The organism is Pseudoduganella sp. jia 12 (assembly GCF_055502675.1).
This window is the reverse complement of sequence record NZ_JBUXKP010000001.1, coordinates 725,330-741,299: the sequence shown is the minus strand read 5'-3', so window position 1 is coordinate 741,299 and position 15,970 is coordinate 725,330. Positions and strand designations below refer to the sequence as shown.

The window sequence follows — 15,970 nt, the reverse complement described above, 5'->3', positions numbered from 1 at the left end:
ACATGAGCACTAAACAATTCGACGTAGTGGTGATCGGCGCCGGCCCCGGCGGCTATATCGCGGCAATCCGCGCGGCACAGCTGGGCTTTTCCGTGGCATGTATCGATGAATGGGCCAACGAAAAGGGCGGCCCGGCCCCGGGCGGCACCTGCACCAACGTCGGCTGCATCCCGTCGAAGGCGCTGCTGCAATCGTCCGAGCACTTCGAGCATGCCGGCCACGCGTTCAAGGAACACGGCATCGAAGTGTCCGGCCTGGCGCTGAACCTGGGTCAGATGCTCAAGCGTAAGAACAACGTCGTCAAGCAGAACAACGACGGCATCCTGTACCTGTTCAAGAAAAACAAGGTGACCTTCTTCCACGGCCGCGGCGCGTTCGGCGGCGCAGCTGGCGCGGAAGGCTACCCGATCGAGATCTCCGGCCCGACGACCGAGACGATCACCGGCAAGCAGGTGATCGTGGCCACGGGTTCCAACGCCCGCGCGCTGCCGGGCGCACCGTTCGATGAAAAGCTGATCCTGTCGAACACGGGCGCGCTGGCCATCGAAGGCGTGCCGGCCAAGCTGGGCGTGATCGGTGCCGGCGTGATCGGCCTGGAGATGGGCTCCGTGTGGCGCCGCCTGGGTTCCGACGTGACCGTGCTGGAAGGCCTGCCGACGTTCCTGGGCGCTGTCGACGAACAGATCGCCAAGGAAGCGCACAAGCTGTTCACGAAGCAGGGCCTGAAGATCAGCCTGGGCGTGAAGGTGGAATCCGTGACCGCGGGCGACAATAACGTGACCGTGAAGTACGCGGATGCGTCGGGCGCCGCCCAGGAAACCGTGTTCGACAAGCTGATCGTCTCGATCGGCCGTACCCCGAACACGAACGGCCTGGCTGCCGACAAGGCTGGCCTGGCGCTGGACGAGCGCGGTTTCATCGCCGTGGACGACGAGTGCAAGACCAACCTGCCGAACGTGTGGGCGATCGGCGACGTGGTGCGCGGCCCGATGCTGGCGCACAAGGCCGAGGAAGAGGGCGTTGCCGTGGCCGAGCGTATCGCCGGCCAGCATGGCCACACCAACTTCGACACGATTCCATGGGTGATCTACACGTCGCCGGAAATCGCGTGGGTCGGCAAGACCGAGCAGCAGCTGAAGGCCGCCGGTACCGCCTACAAGGCAGGCACGTTCCCGTTCCTGGCCAACGGCCGCGCACGCGCGCTGGGCGATACGTCCGGCATGGTGAAGTTCCTGGCCGATGCCACGACCGACGAGATCCTGGGCGTGCACATCGTGGGCCCGATGGCTTCCGAGCTGATCTCCGAAGCCGTCGTGGCGATGGAGTTCAAGGCTTCGGCCGAGGACATCGCCCGCATCTGCCACGCGCACCCGTCGCTGTCGGAAGCAACCAAGGAAGCGGCACTGGCCGTCGACAAGCGCACGCTGAACTTCTAAGCTCGGTTTGACGTCCCTGCCGGGCCGGCCAAGCAATCCACTTGGCCGGCCCGGTGTTTTTGTATGAACAGAATCTCTCATGAACGTCCTCGAGTTTTACCAGCACGCGCTGGAACAGCGCAACTTCAAGCCCGATGAAGCCCAGCGCCGCGCCGTGGAACGGCTGCAGCAGTGCTACGACGAATGGGTGGACTACAAGGCCCAGCGCTCGAACAGCTTCAAGCGCCTGATCAACCGGCCCGACCCGCCACGCGGCGTGTACATGTGGGGCGGCGTGGGGCGCGGCAAGTCGTTCCTGATGGATTCGTTCTATTCGGTGGTGCCCGTGGTGCGCAAGACGCGCCTGCACTTCCATGAATTCATGCGCGCCGTGCACATCCAGCTCGACGAGCTGATGGGCATTGCCGATCCGCTCGACGAAGTGGCCAAGCGCATCGCCAAGAAATACCGGCTGATCTGCTTCGACGAATTCCACGTGTCGGACGTGGCCGATGCGATGATCCTGTATAACCTGATGAAGGCGCTGTACGACAATGGCGTGTCGTTCATCATGACCTCGAACTACGAGCCGTCGACGCTGTACCCGGACGGGCTGCACCGCGACCGCATCCTGCCCACCATCGCGCTGCTGCAGGACAGGATGGATGTACTGAACGTGGATGCCGGCGTGGACTATCGCGGCCGCGCGCTGGAGCAGGTGGATGCGTATTACACGCCGCTCAATGCCACGACCGACCACCAGCTGCGCGATGCGTTCCTCAAGCTGGCCGATACGCAGGAAGAGGATCCGCACGTGACGATCGAAGGGCGCGAGCTGCGCGCGCTGCGCCGCGCCGGCACCGTGATCTGGTTCGACTTCCACACGCTGTGCGGCGGCCCCCGCTCGCAGAACGACTACCTGGAAATCGCCAGCCGTTTCCATACCGTGATATTGTCCGGTGTGCCGATGATGTCGGCCGGCCAGTCGTCCGAAGCGCGCCGCTTCACATGGCTGATCGACGTGTTCTACGACCAGGGCGTGAAGCTGGTGATGTCCGCCGAGGTCGAGCCGGAAGAACTGTACACATCGGGCATGCTGGCCAACGAATTCCACCGCACCGTGTCGCGCATCGTCGAGATGCAGTCGCGCGAGTACATGGAGAAGGCCCAGCGCGGCGGCGCGGCCGCATTGACTTGACCTGACCCTTGAAATTCACGGATCGAAAGATGGCATTGCATTTGAAAGCTTGGATGTGGATGGGCGGCCTGCTGCTGGCCGGCGGCGCGCTGGCGCAGCCTGCCGCGCCCGTCCAGTCGGTGGAACAGGCCGACGCGGTACTTGCGCAGGTGGCCCGGGACCGCGCGGCGGCCGAAACCGAGTACACCGCCGGCGAGGCGGTGTGCTACTCGAAGTTCTTCGTCAATAACTGCCTGGACAAGATCAAGGAAGAGCGGCGCGCGCGGCTGGCCGGATTGCGCGTGCTCGAGATCGACGCCAACCATTTCAAGCGCAAGAGCGCCGTCGACCTGCGCGACCGCGAGCTGCAGGACCGCAACGAGCGCGATGCCGCCGAAGGCGCCTCCCGCGCCGCCAATCCTCCCGCGCCGCACACGACTCCGGCCGACAAGCCGCGCCCGCAGCCGGCCAGGACGCTGCCTGCCCAGCGCCAGGCCGAACACGCGGCCCACGAGCAGCAGCGCGCCGCGCAGCAGGCCGCCGAGGCGGGCGAACGCGCCCGCAAGGTCGAAGCGTTCCAGCAAAAGCAGGTCGACGCCGCCGAGCGGCAGAAGCGCGTGGCCGAAAAGCAGGCCGAGCGCGAAGCCAAGCGTGCAAAACGGGAAGCCGACGAAGCCGCGAAGAAGGCGGCCGAGGCCGAACAGGCAAAGCAGAAGGCGCAAGGCAAGTAAGCGATGCACCCATAGCGAAACGCCGGCAGCGATGCCGGCTTTTTTTCACAAAATTTCCAGGAATTCGGAGACAGTCCCCGAATAAAAAACTGGGGACGTACCCCTGTTTCCGGGCAAGATTTCCTGGAAACCAGGGTACGTCCCCAGTTTTGCTTGCAGTGACTATTTCTGCGCCAGCAGCGTGCGGATCCTGGCTTCGGTCTTGTCGTAGTCGCCTTCGCCGAAGTGCGTGTAGACGACCCGCCCCTGTTTGTCGATCAGGTAGACGGCCGGCCAGTACTGGTTGGCATAGGCATTCCAGGTGGCGTAGCGGTTGTCCTGGGCGACCGGGTAGGCGATGTCGAACCGGCCGATGGCTTTTTTCACGTTGGCGGCACTGCGCTCGAACGGGAACTCGGGCGTGTGGACGCCGACCACGACCAGCCCCTGGTCCTTGTACTTGCGGTGCCATTCGGTGACGTGCGGCAGCGTGCGGATGCAGTTGATGCACGTGTAGGTCCAGAAATCGACCAGCACGACCTTGCCGCGCAACTGCTGCATCGTCAGCGGGGCGCTGTTGTGCCATTGTTCGATGCCGGCGAATTCGGGCGCAGCAGTGGGGGCGGCGGCGGCGCTGGTGGCAACCAGGGCGGCGGCGATCAGGGTGAGGATGGTTTTCATGTCAGGGTCCTTTCAGATCAGGGAAAAAGCCGGGAAGAAGTCGGCGGCCTTGGCATACAGCAGCGCGTCGTACTGGAAGTACATGGCCAGCGCGGTGAGCACGATCAGCGCGCCGAACACCTGCTGCAAGCGCACGCTGTGCCGGGCGACCAGGCGCACCCGCTGCGTGACGGCCTGGCCGCCCAGCAGGATCGCCAGCATCGGCACGGCGGCGCCCACCGCATACAGGCACAGCAGCCACGCCGAGCGCGCCACGTCCTGCGCGCCGGCCACCAGCACGAGGATCGATGCCAGTACCGGGCCGGCGCACGGCGTCCACACGGCGCCCAGCGAGGCGCCCAGCAGGAAGCCGCCATTTGCCGGCACGGGAAACGATGGCAGCCTGGCCATCAGCCAGTCGTAGGGCTTGCTCCAGATGCGCAGCAGGCCGAATGCGCCGAGCAGCAGCAGCGAGACGTTGCGCAGCGTTTCCTGCGCCACGTGCACGGCGCTCGACGCCGCGCCCAGCAGCAGGCCGAACGCGGTGAAGGTAACGATGAAGCCGGCCATCGTCATGAAGGGCCCCGAGCGGCTGAAGGCCTTGCCGGACTGGCCGGCGGCCGTGCCGAACAGGATCGGCAACACGGGCAGGATGCAGGGCGAGGCGACGGTGAAGACGCCGGCGGCCAGCGCCAGCGGTGCGTCGAGCAGGTGATGCATGGTGGGCTCCGGTAAGTGGCGATGTGTCCATTGGACCGCCGCCACGTATCGCCGATGTGTCGCGCCATGGGGAGAAACGAAACGCTGTTTGTCCGCGCCGGGGCCGGATACATTGGCATACAAACGCCCGCCGGCGATCGGCTATAACGTCGCCAAGGAGGCAATCAAATGAACTTGTTCGAGACTTTCCGGCGCATGGTGGCGGTGGTGCTGTTCGCGGGCGCCGGCATGGCCGCCGAGCTGCGCCACGCCGGACCCTGTCCTTTGGTGGCAATACAAGTGAAGCGCCGTGAGCTAACATGCAGCGATGAACAAAGCGATGACTGACACCGACCATATCCTGGTCGTCGACGACGACCATGGCATCCGCGAGCTGCTCGCGACTTACCTGGAAAAGGAAGGGATGCGCACCTCGGTGGCCGCCAACGGCCGCCAGATGCGTGCCGCGCTGGAAGCGGCCGTTCCCGACCTGATCATCCTGGACCTGATGCTGCCAGGCGAGGATGGCCTGGCGCTGTGCCGCGAGCTGCGCTCGGGCAAGCACCGCAACGTGCCGGTGCTGATGCTGACCGCGCGCGGCGACGAGGTGGACCGCATCATCGGCCTGGAAATGGGCGCCGACGACTATCTCGCCAAGCCCTTCGGCGTGCGCGAGCTGCTGGCCCGCATCCGCGCCGTGCTGCGCCGCACGCGCATGCTGCCGCCGAACATCCAGGTGACGGAAAGCGTGCAGATGCTGGCCTTCGGCGAATGGAAGCTCGACACCACGCACCGCCACCTGCTCGACGAGCAGGGCACGATGGTCGCGCTGTCCGGCGCCGAGTACCGGCTGCTGCGCGTGTTCCTCGACCATCCGCAGCGCGTGCTCAATCGCGACCAGCTGATGAACCTGACACAGGGCCGCAATGCCGACATCTACGACCGCTCGATCGACCTGCTGGTGAGCCGCCTGCGCCAGCGCCTGGGCGACGGCGCGCGCGAACCCCGCTACATCAAGACGCTGCGCAACGAGGGCTATGTATTCTCGTCGGCCGTGACGCTGCTGGCGGATCCGCCGTGAGCCGGCTTTCGTACCACGTCATGCCGCGCAGCCTGTTCGCGCGCATCACCCTGATCCTGTGCGTGGGCCTGGCCATGGCCCAGGCTTTGTCCACCTGGCTGACGGTGATGGAGCGCGACCGCGCCCTCCTGGACATCATGACCGGCTACGTCGAGCGCGAAGTGGTCACGTCCGTCGCGCTGCTCGACCACCTGCCGGCCGCCGAACGCGAACGCTGGCTGCCCCAGCTGGCGCGGCGCAGCTACCGGTTCCTCCTGGGCCCCGGCATCACCGGCGTGGCGCCGGACGCGGAACTGTCGCAGCGCTTCGCCGGCGCGATCGCGGACGGCATCGGCAAGCGCTACCCGTTGACGGCGAACATGGTACCGGGCGATACCGAGCGGTTCCAGGTGCACCTGGCGCTGTCGGACGGTGCGCCGCTGACGATCGACATGCGCCCGATGGCCGGCGCGCCGCTGTCGGGCTGGCTGCCGGCTTTGCTGGCGGTGCAGCTGGCGTTGCTGGGAGCCTGCTGCTGGGTGGCCGTGCGCCTCGCCACCCGCCCGCTGCACCAGCTTGCGCAGGCCGCAGACGGCCTGGGGCCGGACATGAAGGCGACCTTGCTGCCGGAAGAGGGACCGTCCGAAGTGGTGCGCGCCGCCCGGGCATTCAACGCGATGCAGGAGCGTATCGCGCTGTACGTGGCCGAACGCATCCGTATCCTCGCGGCGATCTCGCACGACCTGCAGACGCCGATCACCCGCATGCGCATGCGGGTCGACATGATGGACGAGAGCCTCGAACAGGGCAAGCTGCGGCAGGACTTGCGCGAGCTGGAAACGCTGGTGAAGGAGGGCGTGGCGTATGCGAAGACGCTGCACGGCACGCAGGAAGCGCCGCGCCGGATCGATCCTGACGCACTGGTCGACAGCCTGGTGTGCGACTACATCGATGCCGGGCAGGACGTGAGCCTGCGCGGCACGGTCGGCACGCCGCTCGTCACGAAACCGCAGGCCTTGAAGCGCATCCTGGGGAACCTGGCCGACAATGCGCTGAAATTCGGTGGCGCGGCGGAAATCGAACTGGGTGTGGCGCCCGGCGGCCGGGCGACGATCGCCGTGCTCGATCGCGGGCCGGGCATTCCGGACGACCAGCTGGCTGCCGTGTTCGAACCGTTCGTGCGGCTGGAAGAATCGCGCAACCGGGATACCGGAGGGACCGGGCTCGGCTTGTCGATCGTGCGGCAACTGGCGACGACGCTGGGCGCCGAGATCGTGTTGCGCAACCGGGAAGGTGGCGGGCTGGAGGCGAGGGTGGTGCTGCCCGAGGCGGTTACCCAGGTTCCCTAGGGCGCCACCAGCCGCAGGATCGCCATCGTGCAGTTGTCGCCATTGCCCTGCGCGCGTTCCGCGGCCTTGTCGACCAGCAGTTCGGCGGCCTGGCGCGGCGTGCGGCGCGACACGGCGGCGGCCAGTTCGCTGTCGGCGAACCAGGGCCACAGGCCGTCCGTGCACAGCAGGAAGCCGTCGCCCGCCTGCAGGTTGTCATGGCAGCCGACGGACACGAAGGGCGCCTTCAGCCGGTTGCCCAGTACATTGTTCAGCAGCAGCGAAGTGCGGTGCCGGCGGGCGGTATCGGGCGGGATCCCGTCGTGGGCGACAAGATGGTCGATGTAGCCGGCATCCCCCGTCTTGCCGGCCGGGGCGCCGTTCGCGAAGCGATACAGCCGGGTGTAGCCCACCGTGGCCCAGATGGCCTGTCGGGCCGGCGTCAGCACCAGCAGCGCCATCGACGCCCGGGCAGTGCCGGCCTGGGGCAACGGGTTCATGGCCAGCACCTCGTGCGTTTCCTGGGCAATGGCACGCAGCAGCTGGCCGGCGCGTTCGACGCTGGGCGCATCGCCGGGCCGGTACTGGTCGAACAATTGTTTAGCTGTGTGCAGCAGTTGCTCGGCGCCGACCGCGTTCGCGGCACCGCCATCGCCAACGACGGCAAGCACGTAGCCAGGTGCCTGCGCGGCCGTGAACAGGGCCGCGCGGTCGTGCTGGACAGGCCGGTTGCCCACATGCTGCGCGGTGCCGGCTTCAAGTTTGTAAATGCTCATAATTGCGGGAAAAATCCCCGCTGCTTCTTTCCATTGCTCACCTGAGTTAAACTATGCACCGGTAAGCAGTTTGATGGCAAGCAATAGTTGCCATGCGGATTGTTGCGATGTTGGCAAGACGATGTTGGCCTTGATGTTGGTAGCCCCACACTGGTAGCGAATTCCCCCATGAAGAATGAAGATGAGATCCGGCGCCGCATCGTCGAACTGGACGTGGAGCATCGCGACCTCGATGCGGTGATCGAAATGCTGACGCGCGAGGGCCATCACGACCAGCTCCAGCTGCGTCGTTTGAAGAAACGCAAACTGCAATTGAAGGACTACATCACGCTGTTGAAGATGCAGCTGGTGCCCGACGTACCTGCCTGATTCCCTGATTTGCACCACGCAATAACCCAGTAACCACGAAGTAAAAAGCAAATTGACCGACCAAGACCAGACGCCAGCCGTTCCCGACGGCCATGGCGACGATTCCGTTTCCGCGGCCGCTCCCGGCAAACACGATGCCGAAGTCGAGCGGCTGTTCGGCGTCGGCGGCCCGCTGGGGCCGGCGGTCGGCGGTTTTCGTCCCCGCAAATCGCAAACCGAGATGGCCAAGGCCATCGCCCAGGCCATCGCCGAACAGCAGACACTGATCGCCGAAGCGGGCACCGGCACGGGCAAGACGTTTGCCTACCTGGTGCCGGCACTGATGTGGGGCGGCAAGACGATCGTGTCGACCGGCACGAAGAACCTGCAGGACCAGCTGTTCCTGCGCGATATTCCCACCGTGCGCGCCGCGCTGAAGGCGCCGGTATCGGTGGCGCTGCTGAAAGGCCGCGGCAATTACCTGTGCCATTACCACCTGGAGCGCACGCTGGCGAACGGCCGGATGACGTCGCGCGAGGACGTGGGCTACCTGCGCGAAATCTCGCGCTTCCTGAAGATGACGCAGACCGGCGACAAGGCGGAACTGGCGCGCGTGCCGGAAAACGCGCCGGTGTGGAACCTCGTCACGTCCACGCGCGAGAATTGCGTCGGGCAGGAGTGCCAGTACAACCAGGATTGCTTCGTGCTGAAGGCGCGGCGCGAGGCGCAGCAGGCGGACGTGGTGGTGGTCAACCACCACCTGTTCTTTGCCGACGTGGCGCTGAAGGATACCGGCGTGGCCGAGCTGCTGCCGTCCGCGAACACCATCATCTTCGACGAGGCGCACCAGCTGCCCGATACGGCCACGCTGTTCTTCGGCGAGACGGTGTCCACCAGCCAGGTGCTGGAACTGTGCCGCGACGTGCTGGCCGAAGGCCTGGCGCATGCGCGCGACGGCGCCAACTGGGCCAGCGTGGTTTCGTCGGTGGAAAAGGCGGCGCGCGACCTGCGCCTGACATTCCCGCAGGACGTGGTGCGCCTGTCGCTGCCGCAGATCGCGCCGTCGTCCGACTTCTTCCCGGCGCTGGAAAAGCTCAAGCAGGAGCTGGACGGCATGCTGGAAGTGCTGGAAGGGCAGGCGCAGCGCGCCGAGACCATCGACCATTGCCGCACGCGCGGCCTGGAATTGGCCCAGAAATACAAGGACTGGACCTACGACCCGAAGGTGAAGGTGCCGCCGGGCAAGGAGGCCGTGTACTGGGTGGAGGCGTTCGCCAGCTCGCTGCAACTGCACAAGACGCCGCTGTCGATCGCGCAGATCTTCAGCAACCAGCGCGAAGGCACGCCACGCAGCTGGATCTTCACGTCGGCCACGCTGGCGGTGAAGAACGACTTCAAGCACTTCTCCCATCAACTGGGGCTGTACGACGAGCCGGCGATGTCATGGCCCAGCCCATTCGACTACGCGGAGCAGGGCATCCTGTATGTGCCGCAGGGCTTGCCCGATCCGAACTCGCTGGGCTACACGGACGCGGTGCTCGACAGCGCGCTGCCCGTCATCGAGGCGGCCGGCGGGCGCACCTTCCTGCTGTGCACCACGCTGCGCGCGGTGAAGCGCGCGGCGGAACGCCTGCGCGACGAATTCGAGCGCCGTGGTCTGAAGTTCCCGCTGTTCGTGCAGGGCGACCGTGGCCGCACCGAACTGCTGGATCAGTTCCGCAAGGCCGGCAACGGGGTGCTGATCGGCAGCCAGAGCTTCTGGGAAGGTGTCGATGTGCGCGGCGAGGCGCTGTCGCTCGTCATCATCGACAAGCTGCCCTTCGCGCCGCCGGACGACCCGGTGCTGGCTGCGCGCATCGAGGTGATGGAAAAGAAGGGCATGAACGGCTTCGTCCACCACACGCTGCCCGAAGCGATCATCAACCTGAAGCAGGGCGCCGGCCGCCTGATCCGCGATGAAGGCGACCGCGGCGTGCTGATGCTGTGCGATCCGCGCGTGATCACCAAGCCCTATGGCCGCCGCATCTGGCAAAGCCTGCCGCCGTTCAAGCGCACCCGCGAACAGGCGGAAGTGATCGCCTTTTTCCAGCCGCCCGCCGCGGAATAATCTTCCTCCCTCGGCTCTCCCCGGCGCACTGACTGCGCAGTCGTTTGACTGCGCAGTCAACTTGCCAATGACATTTGCGCCAGCGCAAAGTAACCGTTGACCAGCTTGTTACAGTGGGCCGCAGCAGTTACACAAAAAAAGTCAAATCAGGGGAGAAACAGGAGAGGACGACATGACGATCCGCTATGGCTGTTTCTTCAGCTATGCTCACGGCCAGCACGCCTACATGAGGGCATTCCGCAACGCCCTCGTCGACGCGCTGCGCTGCTACCTCGAACCGCACCTCGATACCGAAGCCGAATTGTTCGTCGACAGCGAACAGCTGGGGGGCGGCGACGATCTCGACGCGAAAATCGCCCGCGCCATGTGTGAAAGCGTGTGCATGATCATGATCTACACGCCCAAGTACGAGGCCCATCCGTATACCCGGCGTGAATTCGCCGCCATGCAGATGATCGAGGCCGAGCGCCGCGCATGGTATCCGCTGCCCAGCCACCTGATCATCCCCGTGATCATGACGCGCCACCCGATCGGCCTGCCGCCGCAGATCAGCGAACCGGGCTTCTACGTGGATTTCTCGCGCTACACGCTGGCAACGGGCGACCTGAAAACGAATCCCGATTACCTGCCCGACATCGACAGGATGGTGCAGCGCATCGTCGCCCACTATCACTACCTGAAATACAGCATTCCGCCCGGGCACGATTGCGGCCGGTTCGTGCTGCCGCCGGCGCCGCCGGAATGGCGCCCGATGCCGCCGCCGCATTTTCCACGCTGAGTTTCCGTTACTGAATTTTCGTCACTGAATCTCCGTCACTGAGTTTTCGTCACTGATTCGCGCACTGCGACCACACCGTTTTCCACGTGCTTTCGCACGTTTCCACAGCTTTTATCTTCGACAAGGGCCCGCCATGGAACCGCACCGACTGTCTCTTCCCCCGCTGGACGAACCCGGCGAAGTCGTCACCTTCTATTCCCACAAGGGCGGTGCCGGGCGCACGATGGCGCTGGCCAACCTTGCCGTCATGCTGGCGCGCCGCAACAACGCCACCGTGCCGACGCTGATGATCGACTGGGACATGGAAGCACCTGGCCTGCACCACTATTTCCGGGCAAGCGGGGATGGGCCGGGCGTGCTGGAACTGTTCGAGGCCTGCCGCGACCAGCTGCTGCGCCGCACGCGCCTGACGGCCGAACGTGAAGACGCGGCGGTCGCCCAGGCAGTGCTGGACGCGGTCGGCTGGGAACAATACGTGACCAGGGCCGACAATGGCCGCCCCCTGTATCTGATGCGCGCGGGCCGGCAGGATGCGAGCTACCCGGAACGGGCCGCGCGGCTCGATTGGGAAGCGTTGTTCGATGCCTGCCCGGCACTGTTCCGCGTATTCGCGGAAAACCTGGCGCGGCGTTTCCGGCACGTGCTCGTCGACTCCAGCGCGGGGCGCGGCGGCACGACGGGTATCTGCACGACGCTGCTGCCAACGAAACTGGTGCTCGTGTTTGCACCGAACCGCCAGAACCTGGAAGGCATGGCGGCACTGGTGCAGCGCGCCACCACCTGGCGCCGCAGCCACGAGGACGAACAGCGCCAGATGCTGATCTACCCGCTGCCCTCGCGCATCGAGATGGACGATTCGGCGCGGCGTGCGCTGTGGCGGCGGGGCGATCCGGAGCGCGGCATTCCGGGCTACCAGCCATTGTTCGAACGGGCGTTTGCCGACGCTTACGGCGTATCGCGCATTTCACTGGAAAGCTATTTCGACGAAGTGCAGCTGCAGCAGGCGCGCAGCCTCGCATGCGGCGAACCGCTGCCCGTGCATCCCGAGGAGGACGACCGCTTTTCCGTCACGCGCACGTTCCAGGCATTCCTCGGGTGGTTCCTCTGCGGCTACCGGCCATGGCAGTCGCGCGATGAAATTCCGCTGCTGAACGCCGTGGCGCAGGGCCGGGCGGCGATGGAACGGGGCGGCGGCCGCGGCGTTTCGCTGCCGCTGGCCCGCGACCTGGCCCGTCTTGGCGAACTGTATCGCCGCGAGGGCCGCCTCGAGCAGGCCGCCGGCTGCTTCGAGGAAGGCCTGGCACTGCATGTGCTGATCCTGGGCGACGACCATGCCGATACGCTGGACAGCAAGGCGGCGCTGGCCGACCTGCTGTTCGAGCAGGAGAAGTACGCGGAAGCGCATTTCCTGCAGGAGGCCGTGCTGGAGGTGCGCGAGCGGCTGTTCGGCGCCGGCGCGCCCGTGGCGCTGGAGGCGGCCTCCGCGCTGGCTGCAACCCTGGCCCAGCTGAATCAGGTTCCCGAAGCGCTGGCGCTGCAGGATAGCGTCATCGACGCCCACCAGCGTCAGTTGGGCAACGACCACCTGGCCACCATCGAAAGCCTGGCGGTGCGCGCCGACATCCTGTGCCACGGCGAGCGCATCGAGGAAGCCGTGGAATTGCTCGAGCAGGTGCTTGCCCTGCGCAGCCGGCTGCTGGGGCCCGAACACGCCGACACGGTGCGCACCCGCAAGATGCTGCTCCAGGCCCGCAACCGGCTGAGGCTGCCGGAGTCCCCGGCCGCGCGCGACGGGCATGGGCGAGAGCATGGGCGGGAGCACGGACTTGAGCACGCACGCGAACACGGGCACGAGCGCGAACATGGGCACGAGCGCGGACGCGACCATGGGCGGGACCCATCGGGCCTCGGCATCGAACAGGCGCGTGCCGCCTACCCGGGGAGTTGCGAAAGGCGTGCCACTCCGGACGAGCTCGCCGTGGACGGCGACCTGTCGACGTCGCGCCTGCGCTGAAAGCGCCACATTTTGCGGCACCGGGAAGCGTCGCCATGCGCTGGAAGGGCGTTGCTTCAGGTAAAATTCTCCTATGAGAATCCTGATCAGTAACGACGACGGCTACCTTGCGCCCGGCATCAACGCACTTGCGGACGCGCTGGCCGCGATCGCCGACATCGTGGTGGTGGCACCGGACAGCAACCGCTCCGGCGCATCGAATTCGCTGTCGCTGGACCGGCCGCTGTCGGTACAGCAGGCTGCCAATGGTTTCTATTTTGTCAATGGCACGCCAACGGACTGCGTGCACGTGGCATTGACGGGCATGCTGGTCGAACGCCCGGACCTGGTGGTTTCCGGCATCAACAACGGCCCGAACATGGGTGACGACACGCTGTATTCCGGCACGGTGGCGGCAGCGACCGAAGGCTACCTGTTCGGTATCCCGGCCATTGCCTTCTCGCAGGGCGAATGGGGCTGGGCCCATATCGACGATGCGGCAAAGGCGGCACGCGACATCGTGCTGCGCTATGCCGATGCGCTGGCGAAACCCTACCTGTTGAACGTCAATATTCCGAACCGGCCCTACGAGGCGCTGGGCCGGCCGGTCGCCACGCGGCTGGGGCGGCGGCACCAGGCGGAACCGGTCATCAAGTCCCATGACCCGCGGGGCCGCGAGATCTTCTGGATCGGCCCGCCCGGTGCCTGCAAGGATGCCGGCGAAGGCACCGATTTCCACGCCGTGCAGCAGGGGCATGTCTCGATGACGCCGCTGCAGATCGACCTGACCCACCGCACCCAACTCGACCTCCTGTCAAAGGCCCTCGGATGACCGACAAGCCCCGTAACTTCCCGCTGCCCCTCTCGTCGGTGACGGACAAGGGGCAAAAGAAGCAGCCCGTCTTTGGCCCTGTGGCAACGCCGCAGACCGCGACGCGCAACGCCGCCTACAACGCCTTGCATCATGCCGCCTCGAACACGGCGAGCAAGCCGGCACATGCACCGGCACCCGGCATGGCGCCGGCCGCCGCGCATGGTATCAATGCGGGGCCCGGGCGCCCGGCCGGCGTGTCGACCGAGCGCGTGCCGCCGGCCGCGCCGCGGCAGGATGCGCTGGTGTCGGGCGCGGTGCGGCGCGCGATGGTGGCGCGGGTGGCGCAGCAGGGCGTGCGTGACCGGGCGGTATTGAGTGCGCTGGAAGCCGTGCCGCGCCACCTGTTCGTGGAAGAAGGGCTGGCGCCGCAAGCGTATATCGATGCGTCGCTGCCGATCGGCCATCACCAGACGATCTCGCAACCCTATATCGTGGCGCGGATGATCGAAGTGATGCGACAGGGCGCGTCATTGCAGCGGGTGCTGGAAATCGGTACCGGTTGCGGCTACCAGGCAGCCGTTCTTGCATGTATTGCACAAGACGTGTATTCCATTGAGCGCATCAAACCGTTACATGAGCTGGCGAAAGCCAACCTGCGGCCGCTGCGGGTGCCGAACCTGCGGTTGCACTACGGAGATGGTATGCTTGGGCTGCCACAGGCAGCGCCGTTCGACGGCATCATCCTCGCCGCCGCGGGTCTGGAAGTACCGCGGGCGCTGCTGGAGCAACTGGCCATCGGCGGGCGTCTGGTTGCGCCGGTAGGCGAGCGCAGCCAGCACCTGGAGCTGGTCACGCGTGTGGCAAAGAGCGAATGGCAACGCCAGATGCTCGAAGATTGCCACTTCGTACCGCTGCGGCCCGGTACGGCGTGAAGAACGCAGTGATGCAATGCAATGCGATCGACTGTCCGCACTGCAAAGCACGCGCTGTAAAGCACGCACTGTAAAGAACAGGTAATAACCCGCCTGGCCGCACGACCATGCCCGGTCACGACGATGTCGATGATGTCGATAGCGTTGACGACCCGCCGGGCAGCCGCGTGCCGCCCCCAGGTGTAGCCGAGAGATATAAATTCAGATGAGTATGACGAAAAAAAGTTCCCTGTTTGTGTTGTTGCCGCTGGCGGTGTTGACCGCCTGTACATCCACCCCGAACCAGGCGCCCGTGATCGAGCGCCCCGTCGCCCGCCGCGCGCCGCCGCCCGCGCCGGCGCCAGCGCCGGTACAGGAAACCCGCGAGGGGTACTACGCGGTGAAGAAGGGCGACACGCTGATCCGCATCGCGCTCGATCACGGCCAGAATTACCGCGACATCGTGGCGTGGAACAACCTCGCCAACCCGAACGACATCAAGGTGGATCAGGTGCTGCGCGTGGCGCCGCCCGAAGATGCGCCGGGCGTGCGCACCGCCGCCGTCGCGATGCCGCCGGATACGACGAAGATCGTGCCGCCGCCACCGAAGAAAACGGAACCGAAAGGCGACAAGAAGCCGTACACCGAAACCGAACTGAAGAATGACAAGGACGGCAACGGCAAGCCTGACCAGGCGCCGAAGGCCGCCGACAGGCCGGTGCAGCTGGCAAGCGTGAAACCGTCGGTGCCGGCTGCGGCGCCAGTCCCGACGCTGTCGGCCGAGGACCGCGAAGTCAGCTGGATGTGGCCGGCCGAAGGCAGGGTCGTCGGCCAGTTCGACGAAGGCAAGAACAAGGGCATCGACATTGCCGGCAGGCCTGGACAGCAAGTGCTTGCGGCAGGTGCAGGAAAGGTGATGTATGCAGGTAGCGGCATCCGCGGTTATGGTAATCTCGTCATCGTAAAACACAGTAACGGCTTGTTGTCCGCATACGCCCACAACCGGTCCATCCTCGTCAAGGAAGGCCAGACGGTGGGTAAAGGGCAGGCGATCGCCGAAATGGGGGATTCCGATTCCGATAGCGTCAAGCTGCACTTTGAAATCAGGCAGCAGGGCAAACCGGTGGATCCTTCGAAATTCCTGCCGAACCGCTAGTGGGGCACTAGGCAACGGCGTGGTTGTTAAAAGCGATG

Annotated in this window: 16 protein-coding genes; 13 read left to right on the top strand and 3 right to left on the bottom strand. The window is 65.7% G+C overall.

The genetic code is table 11. From position 1 onward, the window contains the following. Positions 1-2 precede the first annotated feature (2 nt). The 3 genes from lpdA (at position 3) to ACY65G_RS03070 (ending at position 3,323) form a co-directional block, all read left to right on the top strand. Positions 3-1,436: a dihydrolipoyl dehydrogenase gene (lpdA, locus tag ACY65G_RS03080; protein WP_464995873.1), complete on the top strand. Its 1,434-nt coding sequence runs from the start codon at positions 3-5 to the stop codon at positions 1,434-1,436. A 79-nt stretch (positions 1,437-1,515) separates the two neighbouring features. Next, complete coding sequence (gene zapE, locus ACY65G_RS03075; RefSeq protein WP_464995872.1) at positions 1,516-2,613, top strand: cell division protein ZapE; 1,098 nt, start codon at positions 1,516-1,518, stop codon at positions 2,611-2,613. Positions 2,614-2,642: 29 nt separating this feature from the next. Next, complete coding sequence (locus ACY65G_RS03070; RefSeq protein WP_464995871.1) at positions 2,643-3,323, top strand: hypothetical protein; 681 nt, start codon at positions 2,643-2,645, stop codon at positions 3,321-3,323. Positions 3,324-3,485: 162 nt separating this feature from the next. Here the strand turns inward: ACY65G_RS03070 and ACY65G_RS03065 are convergent, their stop codons facing one another. Then, complete coding sequence (locus ACY65G_RS03065; RefSeq protein ID WP_464995870.1) at positions 3,486-3,983, bottom strand: thioredoxin family protein; 498 nt, start codon at positions 3,981-3,983, stop codon at positions 3,486-3,488. Positions 3,984-3,995: 12 nt separating this feature from the next. Beyond that, complete coding sequence (locus ACY65G_RS03060; RefSeq protein WP_464995869.1) at positions 3,996-4,682, bottom strand: cytochrome c biogenesis CcdA family protein; 687 nt, start codon at positions 4,680-4,682, stop codon at positions 3,996-3,998. 168 nt (positions 4,683-4,850) lie between these two features. Between ACY65G_RS03060 and ACY65G_RS03055 the strand changes: the two genes are divergently transcribed. From ACY65G_RS03055 to ACY65G_RS03045, 3 genes are read left to right on the top strand one after another with little or no spacing between them, the layout of a single operon-like run. Beyond that, positions 4,851-5,009, top strand: coding sequence for a hypothetical protein (locus ACY65G_RS03055; RefSeq protein WP_464995868.1), 159 nt, complete (start codon positions 4,851-4,853; stop codon positions 5,007-5,009). Further along, entirely contained in the window at positions 5,002-5,742 is a 741-nt protein-coding gene (locus ACY65G_RS03050) for a response regulator (RefSeq protein ID WP_464995867.1), read from the top strand. Before ACY65G_RS03055 ends, ACY65G_RS03050 begins: the two co-directional genes overlap by 8 nt. Before the next feature lie 20 nt (positions 5,743-5,762). Continuing rightward, on the top strand, positions 5,763-7,070 hold the full coding sequence (locus ACY65G_RS03045; RefSeq protein ID WP_464995903.1) for an ATP-binding protein: 1,308 nt from the start codon (positions 5,763-5,765) through the stop codon (positions 7,068-7,070). Here ACY65G_RS03045 and ACY65G_RS03040 read toward each other — a convergent pair. Continuing rightward, positions 7,067-7,825 carry a PP2C family protein-serine/threonine phosphatase gene (locus tag ACY65G_RS03040; RefSeq protein WP_464995866.1) on the bottom strand — a complete coding sequence of 253 codons (759 nt, stop codon included), beginning with the start codon at positions 7,823-7,825 and terminating at the stop codon, positions 7,067-7,069. The genes ACY65G_RS03045 and ACY65G_RS03040 overlap by 4 nt on opposite strands. Before the next feature lie 168 nt (positions 7,826-7,993). Between ACY65G_RS03040 and ACY65G_RS03035 the strand changes: the two genes are divergently transcribed. From ACY65G_RS03035 to ACY65G_RS03005, 7 genes are all read left to right on the top strand, one after another. Continuing rightward, the gene (locus ACY65G_RS03035) at positions 7,994-8,194 is read left to right on the top strand and encodes a YdcH family protein (RefSeq protein WP_464995865.1); all 201 of its coding nucleotides are present in this window, start codon (positions 7,994-7,996) and stop codon (positions 8,192-8,194) included. A 52-nt stretch (positions 8,195-8,246) separates the two neighbouring features. Next, positions 8,247-10,280, top strand: a complete 2,034-nt coding sequence (locus tag ACY65G_RS03030; protein ID WP_464995864.1) for an ATP-dependent DNA helicase — start codon at positions 8,247-8,249, stop codon at positions 10,278-10,280. A 172-nt stretch (positions 10,281-10,452) separates the two neighbouring features. Next, positions 10,453-11,058 (top strand): toll/interleukin-1 receptor domain-containing protein, encoded by a 606-nt coding sequence (locus ACY65G_RS03025; protein WP_464995863.1) that lies wholly within the window; start codon positions 10,453-10,455, stop codon positions 11,056-11,058. Positions 11,059-11,191: 133 nt separating this feature from the next. Next, entirely contained in the window at positions 11,192-13,072 is a 1,881-nt protein-coding gene (locus ACY65G_RS03020; RefSeq protein ID WP_464995862.1) for a KGGVGR-motif variant AAA ATPase, read from the top strand. Positions 13,073-13,145: 73 nt separating this feature from the next. Beyond that, positions 13,146-13,883: a 5'/3'-nucleotidase SurE gene (gene surE / locus ACY65G_RS03015; RefSeq protein WP_464995861.1), complete on the top strand. Its 738-nt coding sequence runs from the start codon at positions 13,146-13,148 to the stop codon at positions 13,881-13,883. After that, on the top strand, positions 13,880-14,797 hold the full coding sequence (locus ACY65G_RS03010; RefSeq protein ID WP_464995860.1) for a protein-L-isoaspartate(D-aspartate) O-methyltransferase: 918 nt from the start codon (positions 13,880-13,882) through the stop codon (positions 14,795-14,797). Before surE ends, ACY65G_RS03010 begins: the two co-directional genes overlap by 4 nt. 211 nt (positions 14,798-15,008) lie before the next feature. Next, positions 15,009-15,932 carry a peptidoglycan DD-metalloendopeptidase family protein gene (locus ACY65G_RS03005; protein WP_464995859.1) on the top strand — a complete coding sequence of 308 codons (924 nt, stop codon included), beginning with the start codon at positions 15,009-15,011 and terminating at the stop codon, positions 15,930-15,932. Positions 15,933-15,970 lie beyond the last annotated feature (38 nt).

Excerpts from the sequence above, each read along its gene's own strand:
- lpdA (WP_464995873.1), top strand. The coding sequence starts at position 3 with ATGAGCACTAAACAATTCGACGTAGTGGTGATCGGCGCCGGCCCCGGC.
- zapE (WP_464995872.1), top strand. The coding sequence starts at position 1,516 with ATGAACGTCCTCGAGTTTTACCAGCACGCGCTGGAACAGCGCAACTTC.
- ACY65G_RS03070 (WP_464995871.1), top strand. The coding sequence starts at position 2,643 with ATGGCATTGCATTTGAAAGCTTGGATGTGGATGGGCGGCCTGCTGCTG.
- ACY65G_RS03065 (WP_464995870.1), bottom strand. The coding sequence starts at position 3,983 with ATGAAAACCATCCTCACCCTGATCGCCGCCGCCCTGGTTGCCACCAGC.
- ACY65G_RS03060 (WP_464995869.1), bottom strand. The coding sequence starts at position 4,682 with ATGCATCACCTGCTCGACGCACCGCTGGCGCTGGCCGCCGGCGTCTTC.
- ACY65G_RS03055 (WP_464995868.1), top strand. The coding sequence starts at position 4,851 with ATGAACTTGTTCGAGACTTTCCGGCGCATGGTGGCGGTGGTGCTGTTC.
- ACY65G_RS03050 (WP_464995867.1), top strand. The coding sequence starts at position 5,002 with ATGACTGACACCGACCATATCCTGGTCGTCGACGACGACCATGGCATC.
- ACY65G_RS03045 (WP_464995903.1), top strand. The coding sequence starts at position 5,763 with ATGCCGCGCAGCCTGTTCGCGCGCATCACCCTGATCCTGTGCGTGGGC.
- ACY65G_RS03040 (WP_464995866.1), bottom strand. The coding sequence starts at position 7,825 with ATGAGCATTTACAAACTTGAAGCCGGCACCGCGCAGCATGTGGGCAAC.
- ACY65G_RS03035 (WP_464995865.1), top strand. The coding sequence starts at position 7,994 with ATGAAGAATGAAGATGAGATCCGGCGCCGCATCGTCGAACTGGACGTG.
- ACY65G_RS03025 (WP_464995863.1), top strand. The coding sequence starts at position 10,453 with ATGACGATCCGCTATGGCTGTTTCTTCAGCTATGCTCACGGCCAGCAC.
- ACY65G_RS03020 (WP_464995862.1), top strand. The coding sequence starts at position 11,192 with ATGGAACCGCACCGACTGTCTCTTCCCCCGCTGGACGAACCCGGCGAA.
- surE (WP_464995861.1), top strand. The coding sequence starts at position 13,146 with ATGAGAATCCTGATCAGTAACGACGACGGCTACCTTGCGCCCGGCATC.
- ACY65G_RS03010 (WP_464995860.1), top strand. The coding sequence starts at position 13,880 with ATGACCGACAAGCCCCGTAACTTCCCGCTGCCCCTCTCGTCGGTGACG.
- ACY65G_RS03005 (WP_464995859.1), top strand. The coding sequence starts at position 15,009 with ATGACGAAAAAAAGTTCCCTGTTTGTGTTGTTGCCGCTGGCGGTGTTG.